Source organism: Pseudomonadota bacterium (assembly GCA_018823135.1).
In the GTDB taxonomy this organism is placed as follows: Bacteria; Desulfobacterota; Desulfobulbia; order Desulfobulbales; family CALZHT01; genus JAHJJF01.
Map to the genome: position 1 here is coordinate 1 of JAHJJF010000054.1, position 19,441 is coordinate 19,441.

Sequence of the window (19,441 nt, forward strand, 5' to 3'; positions counted from 1 at the left end):
GAGCCACAAAGGAAGCGGGCAAGGGCACCGGCCTGGGTTTGAGCATTGTTTACGATATCGTCAAAAAGAATCATAACGGCGAGATTATCGTCCAGAGTGAGCTTGGCAAGGGAACTGTTTTTACCATATCAATACCGGTTGTAGGGGATCAGTGAGATGAACGAAAACGTCAGGATTCTCTGTGTGGACGACGAGAAAAATGTCTTAAAGGCCCTCAACAGACTTTTCATGGATGAGGAGTATGAAGTGCTGCTGGCAAACTCCGGAGAAGAGGGCCTTGAGACCCTTGCGGTGGAAGAATCAGTGCAGGTGATTATCTCCGATTATCGCATGCCCGGAATGAACGGCGTTGATTTCCTGAAACAGGTCTTTGAGCGCTGGCCGGACACAGTGCGCATCGTGCTTTCGGGATATGCCGATACCGCGGCGGTGGTGGCGGCGATCAACGAGGGGCAGATCTATAAATTCATCCCCAAGCCCTGGAATGATGATGAGCTGAAGGTTACCATCGCCAAGGCTGTGGAGGTATATTTTCTCCGGAAGAGGAACATTGAACTCACCAGGGAACTCAGCGATCACAATGAGGAATTAAAACGCCTTAACGAAAACCTTGAGGAACTGGTGGAGGAGAGAACCGGGGAGCTGTTGTTCCAGAATAAGGTGCTTGAGCGGGGACAGAAGATTCTCGATGCCCTGCCGGTGGGCGTCCTGGGGTTGGACACTCAGGGTATGATCGTCCAATGCAACGCCCGGGCGCATTATTTTTTTCAGGGAGAAGGGGCTGTTGTTCCCGGAATGGATGCCACAGAAATTCTGCCTCCGGCGTTCCTTGAGCTGATTGATACAATATCGGATACCATGGTCAGCAGAACAATACAGGTTGCTGGTCGTGAACTGGTTGTCAAGGGGGCTGGTCTTGTGGTGGATGATTCCCGGGAAGGAGTTGTTCTGGTATTGGATGAGAAATAGGGATTATTCGTAATCAAATCATAAATAGAGAACAAGAATGAGTGAAAAAGAAACCTATACCCCGAAAGTCCTTTTTGTAGATGATGAGGCGAATATTCTCAAGGCGCTCAGGCGATTGTTCATGGAGGAGGATATTGAGGTTTTCACCGCAACCTCCGGAGAGGAAGGCCTTGGTATTCTGAAGGAGAACGAAGACATCGGTCTCATTGTTTCCGACCAGCGAATGCCGGAGATGAACGGCGTGGAATTTCTTGAAAAGGCCCGGAAGATTGCGCCGATGGCAATCAGAATCGTCTTGACCGGCTACGCTGATGTGAATGCCGCAATCGACGCGATCAACCGTGGTGGCGCAATGCGCTATATCAATAAGCCCTGGAAGGACGATGAACTTGTTCTGGCAGTCAAAGAGGCACTGGGTCGATACAAGCTGGTTATTGAAAACAAGAGATTGGGCAAGCTTGTCAGGCAGAAAACCAGGGAACTTAAAAAATGGAGCGTCGAGCTTGAGATCATTGTTCAGGAGCAGACCATGGAGCTCCAGAACAGTTATGATAAACTTCGTGAGTTGAATACCCGTCAGAAAAACAACTTTAACAGCACGATCCTGGCATTTTCAAAATTATTGGAACTCCGGGATCCGAGTATGAGGAGTCACGCGGAAAATGTTGCGGACCTGTCGGTTGCCCTGGCTGAAAACATGAATTTATCCGCTGATGAAATCGAGAATATACGGATCGCATCCCTTCTTCATGATATCGGCAAGGTGGGCACGCCGGATCTGATGCTTATCAAGGATGTCAAGAATATGACCTCTGAGGAGCAGGTTGAATATCACAACCATCCTGTGCGGGGCCAGGCGGCTATCGATATTATCGAAGATCTGCGCGAGATCGGCGGGATTATTCGGCATCACCATGAAAGTTTTGACGGCAGGGGTTTCCCGGACGGGCTTAAAAAAGATGCCATACCCCTGGGGGCAAGAATTATTGCCGTAGCCGATTATGTCGACAACAGCGTCAGGAAATTCCAGGGCGACAGTGGCGTTGACCATACAATTAACGAAGTAAAGCGTCATTCCGGAAAAATATTCGACCCACAGGTTGTTTCAGTGATGAGGAAGCCGGTCCGGGCGGTGTACAAGGAACGCCTGGCCGTGTCCGAGTTTGTCGAAATCGAAGTATCCGCACGGGAATTGCGGCCCGGAATGATACTTGCCAATGATGCAACCAGCGGCACCGGGCTCCTGCTGCTCAAAGGCGGCATGACCCTCGATGCCGCAAGCATAGAAATTCTCAGAAGATATTATTCCGTCGATCCGACCAAAACCGGTATTTTTGTTCTGGTCAAACGCGAATCTTAGGAAGCGCGGGCAGGAGATGAATGGATAGCCTGCCCTTCATGGGGCAAGGAAAGAAAACAGAGGACAGAGGTAGGATGCCGGAAGAAATAAATCTTGTGTTACTGGCAGGTTGAGTTATTTTTCACTCCTCACTCCTCACTCCTCACTCCTCACTCCTCACCCCTCACTCCTCACCCCTCACTCCTCACTGCCCTTACCCCAGATCCCAGGATTCGGTAATCCCGTCGTATTGGGTTTTGATTTCTTTAAGGAGGTCGGGGAGTTTTTTATTGGATAAATCGAGGTATTTCAGGATTTCCACATCAATTTTTATCATCTTCTGATCCGTGCTTACACCCAGTTTTGCGGCCTTGGCAATCATATTGCCCACATAAATGGAATTTATCAGAGTCGCCTCTTTTTTTTCCGAGATTTCTTTTGGCAAAAAGGGTTTGTGATGTTTGCGTACTGCATTGACGTAATCCTCCGGGAAATTCCAGGACTCGGCCAGCATGGCGCCGACACGCGGATGGGAATAGCCAAGCACCTTACTCTCCGCATCCGCCTGATTGATGTCCGAGTCTTTCATCAGTTTGAGGATCTCTCTCATGGCATCAGGAATTTTATGGGCGATGATTATTTTTCCTATGTCATGGAGAATGCCGCCGACAAAGGCTTTTTCGGCCAGTTCCGGTTGGGTGATCATCGTAATCGCTTTTGAAGACACTGCAACACCCAGGCTGTGACACCAGAGACCCTGTAAATCAATGACTTTTTCCGAGTCACTGGAGAATAATTTGAAAACAGAAACAGAGAGCGCCAGGCTCTGGATGGTATTTAATCCCAGTACGGTGATTGCCCGCTGTGGGGTTTCAACCTGACGTGCCAGGCCGTAATAGGCGGAATTTGCGAGTCTCAGCAGTTTCGAGGTGAGGGATGGGTCCTGGGCGATTATTTTCCCCAGGGAATGTGCGGTGAGCGATTTCTTTTTGGTCTCTTCGTTTATCTGGGTCGCAACTGCCGGCAGAGTGGGAAGATCTTTGGTTGATTCTATTAATTTAGCAAGTTGCATGAAGATTAAATGACGTTATCTCGGGTTAGACCTGCCTCCGGTTCAGAATTCGTAGCTGACGGCAGGATGTTTTTGGCCGATGGAATTATTTGAATATGACATGAAGGCGGTTAAATTACGAAATATTTTTTATGATAATTATTATTAATCAAATTGTTTATGACTAATTTCAAGAGCGGCGCTTGACCTTTTAAAAGGCTGATGGTACGATCCCTGCGTTTCAGGAAACGTGTCTTTCAGTACTGATTTTCGGAGGTTATTTGACGATGGCTCAACAGGAAAAAGCAGAGAAGAATTTTCCACAAGGCATGGTCCCCCTTGGAAAAAATACCTTCCAATTTGCCTGCAACCCGGATGTCCCCTGTTTCACCGCCTGCTGCCGGAAGCTCGATCTCTATCTCTATCCCTATGATATTATCCGTCTGAAAAACAGGTTACAGATCAGCTCGGAAGATTTTCTCAACCGTTATACCGGGGTTGTCCAGGGTGCGAATCCTTTTTTCCCGGCATTGATGCTGCAGATGAGCGATACTCTGGAAAGGACCTGTCCATTTCTGGATAAAAGCGGTTGCACGGTTTACGAAGACCGTCCTTCCGCCTGCCGGACCTATCCTCTGGAGCGGGCTGTGGACCGCACTCCTTCGGACGGCAGACCTGAAGAATTCTTTTTTTTAACCAATCATGAGTATTGTAAAGGTCACGAGCAGGAAACCCAGTGGTCGGTGAAAGAGTGGATCCGTGATCAGAAATTGCAATATTACAATGTCATGGATGATCTCTGGGCGGAGATGGACACCCTGTTTTCAACAAATCCCTGGGCCGGGGAGGGAGCAGCCGGACCCAAGCAGCTCATGGCATTTATGGTCTGTTATAATATCGACAGGTTCCGCCAGTATGTCAATGATCACGATCTCCTGAAAAGATTCCGCCTGGATAAATCAAGGCGACGCCTTATTGAAACCGATGACGAAGCATTATTGCGTTTCGGGTTCGACTGGCTCAAATTGATTCTCGCTAAACAACCAACATTGATTCCCAGATAAGTTTCATTCCTCAAGCCCATCCCATTCATGCGCGCTTTTATTATTGTTTTTTTGTGCAGTTGTTCGCGGATGATTTTCAAAAACCCGAATAATCCTAAATGCCTTATGGCTTTTTCCAATAATTACGTCTATCTATAAAAGATTGTTTGACAGCCCTGGTCCGTTTGTTAAACACTGGTTTATGTATTCTGAAGATCAAAGGAGGCCATATGGCTCAGAACCGGTTACTGGTCATCGATGACGACATAGGAATTCGAATCGTTCTCAAGGAAATTTTTACATTCAAGGAATATGAAGTTGTAACGGCTGCCAGCGGCAAAGAGGCAATTGAGACTGCCGAGGCACGGGAGTTCGATGTTGCAATGATTGACATCCATCTTCCCGACATGCTTGGGATTGATCTTCTCCGTCAATTGAAGGCAAAGCAGCCGGACCTGGAATGTGTGATTATTACCGGCGATCTGGCCATTGAGAATGCCACTGCCGCCATCAAGGAAGGGGCCTGCGGTTATTTTATCAAACCCCTGATTATTGATGATGTCGCCCACCGGCTGGAAGAAATCATTGAAAGAAAAAAGATGCGGCAGGAAATCAGGCAACTCAATGAATTACCCAGAATCATTTTAAACAGTATCAATGCCTCGATTGCGATTATTGATGCCGAAGATTTCAGGCTTATAAGTGTCAATGAAGCTTTTCTTGAAGAAGCAGGATTACCCGAAAAAAAGGTGGTTGGCAGGCATTGTTATAAAGTGACTCATGGCAGTGACGAGCCTTGCAAGGAGCCTGATGATATATGTCCCCTTCATGAAACCGTTGCGAATGGCAGTCACAGTATGGTCGAGCATGTACATTTTAACGGCGCAGGTGAAAAAAAGTTTGTGGAGGTTTCCACCTCCCCCATATTCGATTCAAATGGCAAAGTGATACAGGTAGTGCATGTAACCAGGGATGTCACGGAAAGAAAGGCGCTTGAAGAATCGCTGGTCAATGAAAAGCTGCTCCATGAGGAGGCCCATATTGAGTTGTTGAATGCCTATGATGAATTGAAAAAGAGCCAGACCCGGGTCATTCAGCAGGAAAAAATGGCCTCCATCGGCCAGCTTGCCGCAGGCGTTGCCCATGAGATCAACAACCCCATGGGTTTTATCGCCAGCAACCTCACCTCCCTGGGGAAATATGTCGGCAAATGCAAAGAATATATGGATGCCCAGGAAGCAGCATTAAAGGGCGGAATTGATGAGAGTGTTATAAAAGAATTAAAGCAGCTCAGGAAAAAGCTTAAAATTGATTTTGTCGTGGACGATATCGGCGACTTGATCGCTGAATCGCTGGACGGCGCAGAACGGGTCAAAAAAATTGTCCAGAATCTTAAAAGTTTTTCCAGAATGGATGAAGATGAAATGCACGCCGCCGATATCAATGAATGTATTGAAACGACGCTCAATATCGTCTGGAACGAACTGAAATATAATTGCACCGTTGAAAAAGATTACGGCGATCTGCCTCGTATTAATTGTTATCCCCAGCAATTGAATCAGGTCTTTATGAACCTCCTGACAAACGCCGCCCACGCCATTAAAGACAAAGGGGTTATATCCATCAAAACCGTACATGATGAGAAAAATATCCTGATCACCATCAGCGACACCGGCTGCGGCATTCCTGAGGAAAATCTGCAGAAGCTGTTCGAGCCTTTTTTTACCACCAAGCCTGCGGGAAAAGGCACCGGCCTCGGGATGAGTATCGCCGATGATATTATCAAAAAGCATCACGGGGAAATACTTGTGAAAAGCGAAGTGGGCAAGGGCACTACTTTTACCGTGAAGCTGCCTGTTGAAGAGAAATAATCAAAAATCATCCTGGTATGATTTCAGTTAGTTCCGGAGGATCACTTTGCCAGAAGATACTGTCGAAAGAATAAAAAAACCGCTTCTGATCCCACTGGGGATTGTTTTTTTGTTGTTGATCTGCGGCGCGGTGTTCGGAGCTTATAAGCTCCAGCATCAAAGCATCATCCATGATGTCCGCGAACGGATTGACCGGCTGGATCTCCTATTTCAAGGGATATTGGATGAGGAAGCGGCGTTGCTCAACAGCATGCTTGATAATCTTGAAACAGAGCCGTCATTGCAGGAAGCATTTGTTGCTGGGGATAGAGATATGCTTCTTCAAAGGGCTTTACCCTATTATCAGCAGATCAACTCCAGATACCATATTACCCATTTCTATTTTCATACAACCGACAAGGTCAATTTCTTGAGGATGCATAATCCTCCGCGGCACAGTGACCTGATCAACAGGTTTACTTTGGAACAGGCTGTGAGCAAGGGGAAAACGGCTTATGGAATCGAGCTTGGCCCGTTTGGCACCTTTACCCTGAGAGTGGTGCGGCCCTGGTATATTAAAGGCGCCCTTGCCGGGTATCTGGAACTTGGCAAGGAAATTGAGCATATCACCCCGAAATTAAAAGAAATACTCGGAATAGACCTTTTTTTCTTCATTGATAAACCTTTTCTGAACCGTGAAAAATGGCAGGAAGGCTTGCCAATGATGGGCCGTATCGGCGATTGGGATTCCTATTCAACTGCTGTGCTCATGGATAAAACCATGGACGATGTTCCCGATGCAATTGCGGGTTTTCTTGAGGCAGGCCAGGATGCGCATAAGGGACAACTTTTTGAGATTGAGAGTCAAAACCGGAACTATTTTGGAGGATTTACTGCGCTTAAGGATGCGGGAAATCGGCACGTCGGGGATATTTTCGCTATACGGGATGTCAGCCGCGAGCATACTTCATTAATTAAATTTTCGTTGATCATTCTCTTTTCCGGCATGTTTCTCGGTATTGTATTGATTCTTGTTTTCTATAAATACATCGACCGTCTTGAAGCAAGTCTGGTTGCAGCCCGGGAGGCTTTGGAAAATCAACATCTGAATCTACGACAACTTTTTTCAAAAGTGGAACAGGCAAAAAAGGAGTGGGAGCGGACCATGGATTGCATGGGCGAGATGGTGATTCTTGCCGATGGGAATGGGGTTGTCAGGAGGATAAATAAAGCCTTTAAGGATTTTGTTGAAAAGTCATATGATGAAATTCTTGGCAAGGACTGGCAGCAACTCGTTGGAGATTTCGGAATAGCGCGGCAATCTTTGAGTGGTGATTTAGTTGCTGAGGTGCGAGATCCCCGTACCGGAAGATGGTTTGTGATAAAAACATATCCCTTTACCGATTCGCTGGCCTCAACAGATAACACGGGCGGCACCGTAGTTACGATCAGTGAGATTACCCAGTTGAAGAAGGTGTCAAGCGCCCTTGAACTCAGGAACACGGAAATCAACGAAAATCGCCAGAAACTGCAAACAGCCCTTGATAAATTATCAGGTATTATTCAGAAGGTTGCCGCAGGGAAGGATTTTGGCTTTCGTTTTGAAAATCCAAATCTTTCTTCCTGTTCCGAAATTAAGAATTGCAACAAGGAGGATTGCCCATGTTATGGCGGAGATGCTCCACGATGCTGGCAGATTGCCGGTACATTCTGCCGAGGGGAAGTGCAGGGGGAATTTGCCAGCAAACTGGACAACTGCATCAATTGTCAAGTGTATAAAAAAGCCACGGAAGACCCTATTTATCAGATCGGCGAAGAGTTCAATAATATGATGCATATTCTTGAGGCAAAGAATTCAGAACTTCATGACGCATTTGAACAGTTGAAATCAGCCCAGGCCCAGATGTTGCAAACCGAAAAAATGGCCTCTGTGGGACAGTTGGCCGCCGGTGTGGCCCATGAGATCAACAACCCCATGGGATTTATTTCAAGCAATCTGACCTCCCTTGGCAAATACACCGGGAAGGTAACCGAGTTTATTGAAACCCAGGCTCAGATCATTGAAAAATTAAGGGATCTTGAAGCCATTGAAGAATCAAAGACTGCTCGGAAGAAACTCAAAATCGATTTTATTCTTGAAGACCTTAAGGATCTTGTTGCCGAATCCCTTGAAGGCGCGGACCGGGTCAAAACCATTGTTCAGGGATTGAAAACCTTTTCCCGGGTGGATCAGGCCGTGGAATCCGAAGCGGACATCAACGAATGCCTGGAATCAACCATCAATGTGGTATGGAATGAGCTGAAGTACAAGGCCACGGTTGAGAAAAACTATGGCGATATCCCCCGGGTGAAATGTTTCCCGCAGCAATTGAATCAGGTGTTCATGAACCTCCTGGTCAATGCCGCTCAGGCCATTGAAGATCAGGGCGTAATTACTATTCGCTCATGGGGGGAAAAACATTCTGTAAGAATAGCAATTTCAGATACCGGCGCAGGGATTGCCGAAAAACATCTGAGTCGATTGTTCGAGCCTTTTTTTACCACCAAGGATGTGGGCAAAGGCACGGGACTTGGGCTTTCCATCTGTTACGACATCATCAAGAAACACGGCGGTGAAATAACCGTGGACAGTGAGGTCGGCCGCGGCTCGACGTTTACCGTTATTCTGCCGATTGGCTAGTGCCTGTCCATAAAAGGTCTTTTGCTAGAATTTCCGCGTCATACTCAAAAAAATAATGCTCGAAATATCAACTATATGTCTGTGCTTATTTTTTTCGCGGTCCTTGAACTTCAAGAGATAAGCGTAGACTTCGAAAATCCTCATTTATGGACAGACTCTAACTAATGCTTTGAACCGTTTAGAAACTGTAGGAAGTGGAGAGATACAGCGTATAGGAATAGGACTCCACATCCTGAATGCTCGTGTTACTGAACAGCTGGGCGTCGCCGCTGCCGGTGGAATAACTGAAACCGCCGCTGATCGAAGTGTTTCTGGTGAATTTACTTAAACTGACGCTGAACCCATAAAAATCAATGTTTTCGCCCTGTCCGCTTTTCCCTGCCTCGATGTCCTTGGTGTTGGCGTTATTGGTAAAGATACCGAGGCGCAGGGCGGTTTTTTCCGAGAAGAATTTTTCCATGCCCATGGCGATATTCCAGGTGGCCTCCCGGTCGCCGAAATTTACGTCATCCACGGCGGTATAATACGAGAAATCACCGGAAAGCAGCATGGTTTCCGAAAGGAACCAGGCCGCGCCCAGTTTGAAACTGGTGGGTTGTTCCCGGTTCTCGGTGTGGGTGGAAGGTGCGGGCATGGTTATTGAATCGGTGGCGGTAGCGGTGATTTCCGATCTCTGGGCATACTGGGATCTGGTGTAGGAATCATAGACAAAGACCTGGCCGACCCGCAAACCCAGGGCGAGTTTGTCAACCGGACTCCACATGATTCCCAGGAGCGGTTGCATGCCGTATTCCGTGGTCTGGTAATAGGAGTTGGCCCAGAGGTAGTCGCCATTGGCATACTCGATGAAATTATTCTGGATCAGTTCTTTCTCACGATAATGAAAATAAAGGGTCATTCCCACTGACAGTGATTTGTTGATTTCCATGGCATAGGACGGGCCGAATTCGATGGTGCTGTCGCTGTGGTTGAGGTTGAAATTATAGGCGGTGATCGTGCCGTTTGAAGACGGCAGATTTGAAAAAGTCTGGTCCTGATCTTCATTAATCGAATCAGGCACGGCGATTGAAAACCCTATCATCCCTTTACCCAGCGGTTGGACCACACCCAGAAAATTCGGCAGGAGCGTGGTGCTGTTCCGTTTAAAATCCCCACCTCCGGCCAGGGCGTTTTTGTAAGTTTTATATTGCTGGTTGAAGGCGTTGACGCTGGCGGTGAGATTTCTGGTGGTCGCATAGACGATTCCGGCAGGGTTGTAATACAGTCCGGATGGGTCGTCTGATATTGCGGTGTATGCGCCGCCCAGGCCCGTTGCCCGGTCGCCGATAAGGAGATTATTGTAATGGTCCTCATCAGCAAAACCGGTTCCCGATATGAGTGGAAAGGTCAGTAAACAGACCAAAATGATTGTATAAACTTTCCTGCCGCATGTTTGGTTCATTTTACGGGAAAGGACATCATTATCTGAGCGTGGCATTAAATCTCTCCTTAAGGGTTGGAAGTTGTAAATTATTCAAGCCATTTTCACTGATTGCAAGGGCGAGGGCAGCGAGGCGTTCTTCAAAGGCCGGATGGGTGCTGTAAAGAACCTGTAATTTATCCTCACGGGATTTCTTCACTTTCAGCAGATAACGCTGTAACGCGGAAGGATCATAACCCGCAGTTGCAAGCAGAAAAGTGCCGATCTCATCGGAAACGAATTCGTCTTGTTTGTTAAGGCCTTTGGTAAAAAGCAGGTCCATTGCCATGTCCACCGCCTGCACAAAGGCCATTTTGGTGGGGTCGCCGGCGCCGCCCAGAAGATGGGCAAGTCCTGCGGCGGCTGATTGTTCCGAGCCTTTGATGTTTAATTCCCTGACGATATGTTTTTCGGTTGCATGGGCGATTTCATGGGCCAGGACTCCGGCAAGCTCGGCCTCATCCTCCATAAGCGTTAACGCTCCCAGTGTAATAAAAATATAACCGCCCGGCGCGGTATAGGCGTTGATCGTGTCGCTGTCCAGCACCGCGAAATGAAAGTCGAGTTCCGGTCTGTTGGTGTGTCTCAGAAGTGAGTGGCCAACCAGGTTGACATATCTGGTGAGAATGTCGTCCCTGTTCAATTTGAAGCGGCCAAGGATTCTCGCGGCAACTTCGCGGCCGAAATTAATTTCCGCCCGGACGTCTTCAATGGAATTATCCGCGGCAGCGTCCTTTGCAGACAGTCTTGCCCGATAATCCAGCGGGCGGGCATCGGCTTCAAAAAGATTTCCGGACAACACAGGAATGATAGTGATGAGAAAAAGGCCAAGAATCATAAAGAAGGAAAACCTGGGATTGAATGCCGTATGTTTCATTCGCCAACTCCGTTCTGGATGAATTCGTTCAATTCCTGAGGGGAAACGGTTATGCCTTCAACAAACGCCAGTGAGGCAAAATTTGATTGCAGCGCCTGGTTTGCCCGCCTGCGGTCGTCAGCGGCAAGACCTCTGGCGGCGCCTGCGGTGGCAACGGTAGAAGCCCGGCGTCTGGCGTTTTTGCTGACATCCGTGTCAGATGTGGTAATAAGGCTTATTTTTTCCATTGGCGGCGCAAGGGAAACCAGCAGTCTGGAGATCCATCCCTGTTGTTTATCTGCTTCAACCATATACCAGCTGCCTTTTTGTTCTTTGACTGAAAGTTCCTGCCCCTGTTCAAACCTGGCGACTACCTTGGCATTGAATTTCGGTGCATCCATCAGTTTCGCAGAGACACTCTGGACATACAGGGTATCTGCTGCATGAAGGAGACCCGGGAGAACAGGAAAAACCAGGGACAATATAAGGATAATTTTTTTCATGGTGGTCCTTTTGTTTTGCGAACAATAAAATCTTTTACCTGGTTGATTCTACTATAAAAGTGCTGCAGAAATACAATGAAAAAGGTTGCTCACTTTGTCTTCATCGTAAACACCCCGTCCCATGGAATATCCGGCGGGTTTGCTTTATAAACGGCGCATCTATCAATATAAACTTTTGATAAATCATTATTGCTAAGAGTGCTGAACACTTCTATCGCCTCATCCCATTTTTGATCCTGATAGAGTTTGAAACCTCTGGAAGCCAGTTCCGCCTGGTGTCTTGCACAATCAAGTTCCGTTTCCGAATCATCCGGCATTGCCAGCGGTGTGAAGAGTTTTACCGGTTTTGTTTTGCCTTTGACCCGGACCTGGTCGACAATCATGCAGGGAATTGTTTTGTCCAGCTCGTTAAAGGTGTATTCCGAAATAATCACCGGGAAGCCGTATTGCTTGGTGAGTCCTTCGAGGCGTGAAGCAATGTTTACCGCATCGCCGATAACCGTGTAGTCGAGTTTTTTCTCGCTGCCGATATTACCGAGAACAACCTCACCGGTATTGACTCCGATGCCGATGGTGATTTTTGGGTAGCCTTTTTCCCTGAGTTTTCTGTTTACATCTTCAAGCCTGCGGATCATTTCTATTGCAGCCAGAACGGACTGGGTGGCATGGTCTTTAACCTTGATGGGCGCACCCCAGAAGGCCATAATCGCATCACCGATGAATTTATCCAGGGTTCCCTTATAATTGAAAATGACATCGGTCATGGCCTCGAAATGGCAATTCAGGAGATCGACAACCTGTTCCGCTTCAAGCTCTTCAGAGATGCTTGTAAAACTTCTTACATCCGAAAATAATATGGTGATGTGTTCCTTGCGGCTGATGACGCTGCCCAGGATATCCTCGGAATTTTCGGTAAGTTCGTTGAGAATCTCCGGGGAGACATATTGGGAAAAAATGTTTCTTACCTGTCGTTTCGCCTTGCCTTCGGTAAAACTCAAATAGGCAAAGGCTGTGAGCCAGGAGATGATGATGGCGGCAACGGGGGCGGTGATATCATAGACAATATTATATTTATATTGGAAAAGCGCCCAGCCCACATAACCTGCAGCCAGGTAAATGGGGGAGAGAAGCTGCAGGGTGAAACGCTGGAAATAGAAGATGGAGGCCATGGACAGCAGAGAAAAACAGAAAATCAGCCCCAGGGTCACAGCAGGTTTGACCAGAACCAAAAAATCGTTATTCAGGATATTGCCGGCAATGGAGGCATGGATATAGACACCGGGAGCTTTAGGGGACAGGGCGGTTGGTTTTTCATCCAGGAGGCCAACGGCGCTGGCGCCGACAAAGACGATTTTTCCGGCAAACTCATCGGGGTAGACAATCAGGTTATCCACTTCACCCAGTTTGATTTGTTTGCGGGCTTCGAGGATGCCGCCAATGGAAAAAGGGTTGATGCCGCCGTAGAGATTAAAGAGATAGTCCTCCTCTTGGTCCACGGGGATAGATTTCCCATCAATTTTAAGCAGGTTGTCAGCAATCTGGATATCCTTTGTATTCAGCGTTTCCAACAAAGGTGATACGGGTAAGGATGGGTAGAGGTCGCCCAGGTATTCACGGAACAGTTTCGCTCGGCGGTAAATGCCATCGCCGTCAGGATCAATATCCACGGCGCCTATACCTTTGCTGGCCAGATCCAGGCCGGCAAACGGCGTGAGGAAATTATTGTGGACGCCGGTCTTGAATCCCCGGCCCCGGGCATTGGTGATGGCATGTTTTGCCCTGAATTCAGGGTTAAGGGAGCGGAAGAGGAGATCCTTGTTTCTTTCGTCTTCAACATCTTTGAGGATTTGTACCGCGTTGTATGAAAAATTGAACTGCGTGGTGTCATCGATCAGTCGCTGGTCATGGATGTTTATGACTTCATCGGTACAGAGATCCGCCTGGTTTTCAGTGAGAATGATATCAAAGACCACGGCCTTGGGCTCGCCCATGCTCAAGAAATCCAGAAGATCGGCATAGACCGATCTGGGCCATGGCCAGCGGCCTAACTCGGCATTCCACTGTTTAAGCGATGCCTCGTCAATGAGGATGACGGCAATTTCTGAGGGAAGTTTTTTGTCAGCGCGGAACAGCCGTTGGCGTTGGTCCTGGGTAATCCACTCGAATCTTTCAAAGGCCTGGGAATAATAAAGTCCGGAGGTAATCAGGAAGACGGCGGCGACGATTATCACCTGCCAGAGGACGTTTTTTGATGATTTGCTGAAACCCATGCAAGGAGTATATCATGAATGTTCTTGATTGCCATCGAATCTCAGGCGATAGTCAGTTTGAGTCCCCAAAATCCTTGCCGATTTGTGAACTCCTTCCGGCAACTTGCGCCCGGCCCGAATTTCGAAGCGATCAGGCCTGAAGGGTGCGTGACATGAGGTCACGCATCGACGAACCCGCAGGAAGCGGGATTTCGTCGACCAGCGAAGAAGTTCGGAAAAAGCCGTAGCACATGTCCAGGAAGGAGTTTACTAATCGGTTGATAATTCTTATGAATTACAAAAAAAAATCAGACACCAGCCTGTTTTCTGTAATTGCCGTTGCGGCCGTTTCTCGGTTTTATTTCAGCGGGTTTCTTATCATAATGGATGGCGTTATAGCCCAGGAGTTTTTTCATCCCGGTGGCAAATTCTGTGCAGGGCCTCACTGTAAAATCACCTGGCATTTCGATGTCGACTTCACCGCGGTCGGCAAAATGCAGGGTCAGGGAAAAAGGACAGGGGCCGTGATTATGCAGGATAATCTTCTTGATCTCCTCAAGTTTCCGGCGACTTATTTTGTCGGTTTGCAGGAGCAGGCGGATATTTGCGGTGTATTTGACCCGTGCTTCGGGAAGCAGATCGATGCTGTCGGCAATGATTTTCAGGCCCCTTTCATCATCTTTGAGAGTACCCTGGACAATGACCGGTTCAGTGCTGCTCAGCAGATGGGCGCACTGCGCATAGGTTTCCGGGAAAACCACAACCTCAAGGGTACCCATGGTGTCTTCAAGGGTGATAAAGGCCATGGCGTCGCCCTTCTTGCTCTTGTGGTCTTTGACGGTCTTGATCAAGCCGCCCACCCGCACCGGCGTGTTATCATGCAGGTTGGCCAGCCCCGGGATGTCGCTGTCGGCAACCTGCTTGATCTCGTTGCGGTAATTGTCCAGAGGATGGCCGGTAATATAAAAACCCACGGTTTCCTTTTCAAAATTGAGTTTATCCCGGTCGGACCATTCAGGAATATCCGGCAGATTGATACTGGCGGTTTTGGCAATTCCATCCGCAGGAAGAAGCCCGAAAAGAGATTTCTGACCGCTCAGCTTGTCCCGCTGGGCTGCCTGGGCCTGGTCCAGGGCCTGGTCGAGGATAGCGTAGAGCTGTGAGCGCTTGATATACAGTGAGTCAAAGGCGCCGGCCTTGATCAGGCTTTCGATGACCCGCCGGTTGACCCTTCTTGAATCCACCCGGGAACAGAATTCTTCCAATGATCGAAACGGGCCGTCTTTTTTTCTTTCTTCGATGATCGAATCAAGGGCGGCACCGCCGACGTTCTTCACCGCTGCGAGTCCGAACCTGACCCGATCGTTGATAACGGTGAAATCCTGATCCGACTCGTTGATATCCGGGGGCAGCACCTCAATATCGTGATCCTTGCATTCACTGATATACACCACAACCTTGTCGGTGTTGTTCATGTCGCAGGACAGGAGTGCCGCCATGAACTGCGCCGGATAATGGGCCTTAAGATAAGCGGTCTGGTAGGCGATCAGCGCGTATGCGGCGCTGTGGGATTTATTGAATCCGTACCCGGCGAATTTTGCCATCAGGTCAAAGATAGACTCCGCCTTGTCCTTGGGGATTTTATTTTTTTCCGCCCCGGCCATGAACTTGCCTTTTTCCGCATTCATCACCTCGGGGATTTTCTTGCCCATGGCGCGGCGCAGCATATCCGCATCGCCCAGGGTATAACTTGCAAGAACATTGGCAATCTTCATTACCTGTTCCTGGTAGACTATGACCCCGTAGGTTTCTTTGAGGATGGATTCCAGTTGCGGCAGCGGGTAGACCGCCACCTGCTTGCCGTGTTTGGTATTGACGAATTGATCCACCATGCCGCTTTCCAGGGGGCCGGGACGGTACAACGCCACCAGGGCGATGAGGTCGGTAAACAGCTCGGGCTTCATATTCATCAGCAGCGCCCGCATCCCGGCACTTTCAAGCTGGAACACCCCCAGGGCATCACCCTTGCAGAGCAGGTCGAAAGTCTTGGCATCATTCATCGGGATTTTACTGATGTCCAGCTCCCGCTTGATATCGGACTGGATGAGTTTCAGGGCGCGGTCGATCACCGTAAGGGTTTTGAGTCCCAGAAAGTCGAATTTGATCAGCCCGGTCATCTCGGTGTATTTCATGTCGTACTGGGTGAGGATTTCGCCCTTTGGCCCCTTACAGAGCGGCAGATACTCCACCATGGGCTCAGGGGAAATGACCACGCCGGCTGCATGGGTTGAGGTGTGACGTGGCAGACCTTCAAGAACCATGGCAACGGAGAGCAGTTCGCCCATCTGGGGATCGTGTTTCTGGGCGTCTTTCAGGCGCGGTTCCTGCTCAATGGCTTCTTTGATGGTGATTTTCAACTGGTCCGGGATCAGTTTTGCAATGCGGTCGACATCGACATAGGGAATGCCCAGGGCGCGGCCGACATCACGGATTACGCCGCGGGCTTTCATGGAGCCGTAAGTGATAATCTGGGCGACATGGTCGGCGCCGCCATATTTTCGCTGAACATATTCAAGCACCTCCCCGCGCCGCTCCATGCAGAAATCGATATCAAAATCCGGCATGCTCTTTCGTTCGATATTCAGGAAACGTTCGAATATCAGGCCGTACTCGATGGGGTCGATGTCGGTGATCCCCATGCTGTAGGCAACCAGGCTGCCTGCGCCGGAACCACGCCCGGGTCCCACCGGGATTTTATTATCCTTGGACCAGTTGATAAAGTCGGAAACAATCAGAAAATATCCCGGGAAACCCATGGTCTTGATGACTTTGATTTCCATATCCAGCCGTTCGCTGTAGACCTTTTCCTGTTCAGGGCTCAACCCCTGTTTTTCACGGATTTCAATAATACGTTCTTCCAGGCCTTCTCTGGATTGCCGGTCGAACATGGAGTCAAGGGTTTCTCCTTCCGGCAGCGGAAATTTAGGGAAATGGTGGTCGCCGAATTCAAGCTCGATGTTACAGCGATCAGCAATTTCAATAGTGGTGGCGATTGCCTCGGGATTTTCAGCAAAGGCGCGTTTCATCTCATCGGGCGACTTGAAGTAGAGTTCATCGGTTGAGAAACGGAACCGGTTGGCATCATGAATTGTTTTGCCGGTCTGGATGCAGAGCAGCACCTCGTGGGCATGGGATTCCTGGCGATTGAGATAATGACAGTCATTGGTGGCAACGAGTTTGATGTCGAGCTCTTGGGATAATGTCTTGAGGCCCTGGTTGGCGATTTTCTGTTCGGGAATGCCGTTTTCCTGCAACTCGAGATAGAGCCGGTCGCCGAAGATATTTTTGAGGCTTATGGCTGCTTCTTTTGCTGCAGCCATATCATTTTCCTTGGCAAGCAGATAGGCGACTTCACCATGCAGGCAGGCGGTGAGCGCGATAAGGCCGTCGCTGTATTTTTCGAGGATTTCCTTATCTATCCGCGGTTTATAATAAAATCCCTCAAGCTGGGCGAGACTGGCAAGCTTCATGAGATTCTGATACCCGGTTTTGTTCATTGCCAGAAGCACGATATGATACGCTGCGGTGCCGGAATTCTTCGCATTGCGGTCAAAGCGGTTTTTAGGGGCGATATAGAATTCGCAGCCAATGATCGGTTTAAGTCCTTCTTTTTTGGCCTTGACATAAAACTCAAGGGCTCCGAACATTGCGCCGTGATCGGTGAGGGTCACGGTGTCCATGCCGTATTCCTTGCATTTTGCCATGAGATCGCCGAAGCGGATTGCACCGTCAAGCAGACTGTACTGGGTGTGGACATGGAGATGGATAAAGTCGGATTTGTTCTGTTCAGTCATTGATAATTCCTGGTTTTGCTTGATTTGTGGCTACAAGTATAATCCCTGATTAATTCAAGGATATTGTTATGGGTGAGGGGTGAGGGGTGAGGAGTGAGGTGTGAATTTTCTCAAAAAAATGCAGTACCCCCCCACTCATCACTCAGTACTCAGCACTATCTTTCACTCCTCACGGATTTACGTGCTATGTGAAAAATTCCATCCGCTCAAGGGCCTCGAGGCTTTCCCATAGACCGGCTTCTTCATGGGGTTCAAGGGTTATGATCGGCAAGAGATTATTCTCCTGAATAAAGACAAAAAGTCCCTTGAAGTCGAACACCCCTTTGCCGATGCCCAGATGTCTGTCGGAAATACCGTCATTATCATGGAGATGCAGCTGCCCGAGCCAGGGGGCAAGTTCGGGAAGCCAGTCCTGCCAGGTATTTTTTGCAAAGGACATGACATGCCCCACATCAAGACAGAATCGGGCATAGGGCGAATCAAGGGCTTCAAAAATTTTTCTGTGTTGCGCCGGCGTTTTTTCAAAGGTGTTTTCAAGCATCACCGGCGTCTGGTGATTTGCGGCATGATCCACCAACTCCTGCCAGGTTTCCAGGGCCAGGCCGAACCATTCGTCCTCTTTGAAGTGGTGCTTATCGTGCTCGTATCCCAGATGACAGACAATGGATTTCGGTTGAAAGATCGGGATAAGTTCAAAGGCTTTCCTGAGTTTCTCCCGGGTGGCGGTCCGGATGAACTTATCAGTAGCGCCGGGCGCAAGGTCCAGAAAAGGCGCATGCAGTGTACATGAAAGGCTGTTGTCTTTGAGGATCTGCGCGGTTTGGGTGAAATCGGCAAGGGTGCGGGTATACAGGACGTCTCCCTCAAGGCCGATTTCCGGTTGCAGCCGGTTACCAAGGATAAGTTCTAGTAACCCGGTTTCAAGTTGGGCGTATGGGGCATTGACGAAACATTTCGATGTTATGTGAGAATAGGCTGACATGCTCTGTAATGGATTCGGGTTAATCAATTTTTTTTGCATCATCAATGAGCATAATGGGGATATCCTCTTTAATTTCATACAGGAGTTTGCACTGATCACAGGTGAGTCCGTCACCCTTTTCGGTCAATTTGACTTCGCCTTTGCACTTGGGGCAGGCGAGGATATCGAGTAATTCCTTGCTGATCATCTTAGTCTCCGTTTATCTTGTAATATTAGAATGTTACATGAGTTGTGTTGTTGCAGGGGGGTGTGGATTTGTAAAGCGTAAATGATAAATTGCTATGGGTGTAATTGCAAGAACTAAGACTGGTGATTTTCAAAAACTCGAATATAGGTTAGAAGTCCGGCACTTAAATGAAGATTGACAAAAGGTTGATTGTGTTTCAATTTGTTAGGACGTTGGGTGTGGGATACAAGATGCTATGCCGCACCACACAAATCAATGTTGAAATGCGGCGTAATCGGCCGCTTTTTTCATGCACTCCTGTCTTGCGACTTTCCGGTTCTGGGAGTATGTTGGACGGACAATTAATCAGACGATAAAAGCATAATCGAAATACAGGGAAGACCATGAAGGGAATAATCCTTGCGGGTGGTTCAGGAACC

Annotated in this window: 14 protein-coding genes; 6 read left to right on the forward strand and 8 right to left on the reverse strand. The window is 48.5% G+C overall.

Annotation, left to right across the window (positions count from 1 at the left end; genetic code table 11):
- The 3 genes from KKE17_05045 to KKE17_05055 all read left to right on the forward strand — a co-directional run.
- The coding region (locus KKE17_05045) for a peptidylprolyl isomerase (protein MBU1709355.1) at nucleotides 1-155 on the forward strand (155 nt) is incomplete at its 5' end.
- Nucleotide 156: 1 nt separating this feature from the next.
- Complete coding sequence (locus KKE17_05050) at nucleotides 157-969, forward strand: response regulator (protein MBU1709356.1); 813 nt, start codon at nucleotides 157-159, stop codon at nucleotides 967-969.
- Nucleotides 970-1,006: 37 nt separating this feature from the next.
- Nucleotides 1,007-2,329 (forward strand): response regulator, encoded by a 1,323-nt coding sequence (locus KKE17_05055; GenBank protein MBU1709357.1) that lies wholly within the window; start codon nucleotides 1,007-1,009, stop codon nucleotides 2,327-2,329.
- A gap of 193 nt (nucleotides 2,330-2,522) precedes the next feature.
- Here KKE17_05055 and KKE17_05060 read toward each other — a convergent pair whose 3' ends face one another.
- Nucleotides 2,523-3,380 carry an HDOD domain-containing protein gene (locus tag KKE17_05060; GenBank protein ID MBU1709358.1) on the reverse strand — a complete coding sequence of 286 codons (858 nt, stop codon included), beginning with the start codon at nucleotides 3,378-3,380 and terminating at the stop codon, nucleotides 2,523-2,525.
- A gap of 266 nt (nucleotides 3,381-3,646) precedes the next feature.
- Between KKE17_05060 and KKE17_05065 the strand changes: the two genes are divergently transcribed.
- From KKE17_05065 to KKE17_05075, 3 genes are all read left to right on the forward strand, one after another.
- Nucleotides 3,647-4,423: a YkgJ family cysteine cluster protein gene (locus KKE17_05065; protein ID MBU1709359.1), complete on the forward strand. Its 777-nt coding sequence runs from the start codon at nucleotides 3,647-3,649 to the stop codon at nucleotides 4,421-4,423.
- 209 nt (nucleotides 4,424-4,632) lie between these two features.
- The gene (locus tag KKE17_05070) at nucleotides 4,633-6,273 is read left to right on the forward strand and encodes a response regulator (protein MBU1709360.1); all 1,641 of its coding nucleotides are present in this window, start codon (nucleotides 4,633-4,635) and stop codon (nucleotides 6,271-6,273) included.
- Between the two features lie 46 nt (nucleotides 6,274-6,319).
- Nucleotides 6,320-8,932 (forward strand): GHKL domain-containing protein, encoded by a 2,613-nt coding sequence (locus tag KKE17_05075; GenBank protein ID MBU1709361.1) that lies wholly within the window; start codon nucleotides 6,320-6,322, stop codon nucleotides 8,930-8,932.
- Between the two features lie 178 nt (nucleotides 8,933-9,110).
- Here KKE17_05075 and KKE17_05080 read toward each other — a convergent pair whose 3' ends face one another.
- The 7 genes from KKE17_05080 to KKE17_05110 form a co-directional block, all read right to left on the reverse strand.
- Entirely contained in the window at nucleotides 9,111-10,409 is a 1,299-nt protein-coding gene (locus KKE17_05080) for an outer membrane protein transport protein (protein MBU1709362.1), read from the reverse strand.
- Nucleotides 10,393-11,268, reverse strand: coding sequence for a M48 family metalloprotease (locus KKE17_05085; protein ID MBU1709363.1), 876 nt, complete (start codon nucleotides 11,266-11,268; stop codon nucleotides 10,393-10,395). The genes KKE17_05080 and KKE17_05085 overlap by 17 nt, the downstream gene beginning before the upstream one ends.
- The gene (locus KKE17_05090; GenBank protein ID MBU1709364.1) at nucleotides 11,265-11,750 is read right to left on the reverse strand and encodes a hypothetical protein; all 486 of its coding nucleotides are present in this window, start codon (nucleotides 11,748-11,750) and stop codon (nucleotides 11,265-11,267) included. The genes KKE17_05085 and KKE17_05090 overlap by 4 nt, the downstream gene beginning before the upstream one ends.
- A gap of 89 nt (nucleotides 11,751-11,839) precedes the next feature.
- The gene (locus tag KKE17_05095) at nucleotides 11,840-14,020 is read right to left on the reverse strand and encodes an adenylate/guanylate cyclase domain-containing protein (GenBank protein ID MBU1709365.1); all 2,181 of its coding nucleotides are present in this window, start codon (nucleotides 14,018-14,020) and stop codon (nucleotides 11,840-11,842) included.
- 287 nt (nucleotides 14,021-14,307) lie between these two features.
- Nucleotides 14,308-17,853 (reverse strand): DNA polymerase III subunit alpha, encoded by a 3,546-nt coding sequence (dnaE, locus tag KKE17_05100; GenBank protein MBU1709366.1) that lies wholly within the window; start codon nucleotides 17,851-17,853, stop codon nucleotides 14,308-14,310.
- 184 nt (nucleotides 17,854-18,037) lie between these two features.
- Nucleotides 18,038-18,835: a sugar phosphate isomerase/epimerase gene (locus tag KKE17_05105; protein MBU1709367.1), complete on the reverse strand. Its 798-nt coding sequence runs from the start codon at nucleotides 18,833-18,835 to the stop codon at nucleotides 18,038-18,040.
- 19 nt (nucleotides 18,836-18,854) lie between these two features.
- Nucleotides 18,855-19,022, reverse strand: coding sequence for a Trm112 family protein (locus KKE17_05110; GenBank protein MBU1709368.1), 168 nt, complete (start codon nucleotides 19,020-19,022; stop codon nucleotides 18,855-18,857).
- Nucleotides 19,023-19,441: the final 419 nt, after the last annotated feature.

What these genes read in the sequence shown, in the direction of transcription:
- KKE17_05050 (MBU1709356.1), top strand. Translation starts at nt 157, where the DNA reads ATGAACGAAAACGTCAGGATTCTCTGTGTGGACGACGAGAAAAATGTC.
- KKE17_05055 (MBU1709357.1), top strand. Translation starts at nt 1,007, where the DNA reads ATGAGTGAAAAAGAAACCTATACCCCGAAAGTCCTTTTTGTAGATGAT.
- KKE17_05060 (MBU1709358.1), bottom strand. Translation starts at nt 3,380, where the DNA reads ATGCAACTTGCTAAATTAATAGAATCAACCAAAGATCTTCCCACTCTG.
- KKE17_05065 (MBU1709359.1), top strand. Translation starts at nt 3,647, where the DNA reads ATGGCTCAACAGGAAAAAGCAGAGAAGAATTTTCCACAAGGCATGGTC.
- KKE17_05070 (MBU1709360.1), top strand. Translation starts at nt 4,633, where the DNA reads ATGGCTCAGAACCGGTTACTGGTCATCGATGACGACATAGGAATTCGA.
- KKE17_05080 (MBU1709362.1), bottom strand. Translation starts at nt 10,409, where the DNA reads ATGCCACGCTCAGATAATGATGTCCTTTCCCGTAAAATGAACCAAACA.
- KKE17_05085 (MBU1709363.1), bottom strand. Translation starts at nt 11,268, where the DNA reads ATGAAACATACGGCATTCAATCCCAGGTTTTCCTTCTTTATGATTCTT.
- KKE17_05090 (MBU1709364.1), bottom strand. Translation starts at nt 11,750, where the DNA reads ATGAAAAAAATTATCCTTATATTGTCCCTGGTTTTTCCTGTTCTCCCG.
- KKE17_05095 (MBU1709365.1), bottom strand. Translation starts at nt 14,020, where the DNA reads ATGGGTTTCAGCAAATCATCAAAAAACGTCCTCTGGCAGGTGATAATC.
- dnaE (MBU1709366.1), bottom strand. Translation starts at nt 17,853, where the DNA reads ATGACTGAACAGAACAAATCCGACTTTATCCATCTCCATGTCCACACC.
- KKE17_05105 (MBU1709367.1), bottom strand. Translation starts at nt 18,835, where the DNA reads ATGTCAGCCTATTCTCACATAACATCGAAATGTTTCGTCAATGCCCCA.
- KKE17_05110 (MBU1709368.1), bottom strand. Translation starts at nt 19,022, where the DNA reads ATGATCAGCAAGGAATTACTCGATATCCTCGCCTGCCCCAAGTGCAAA.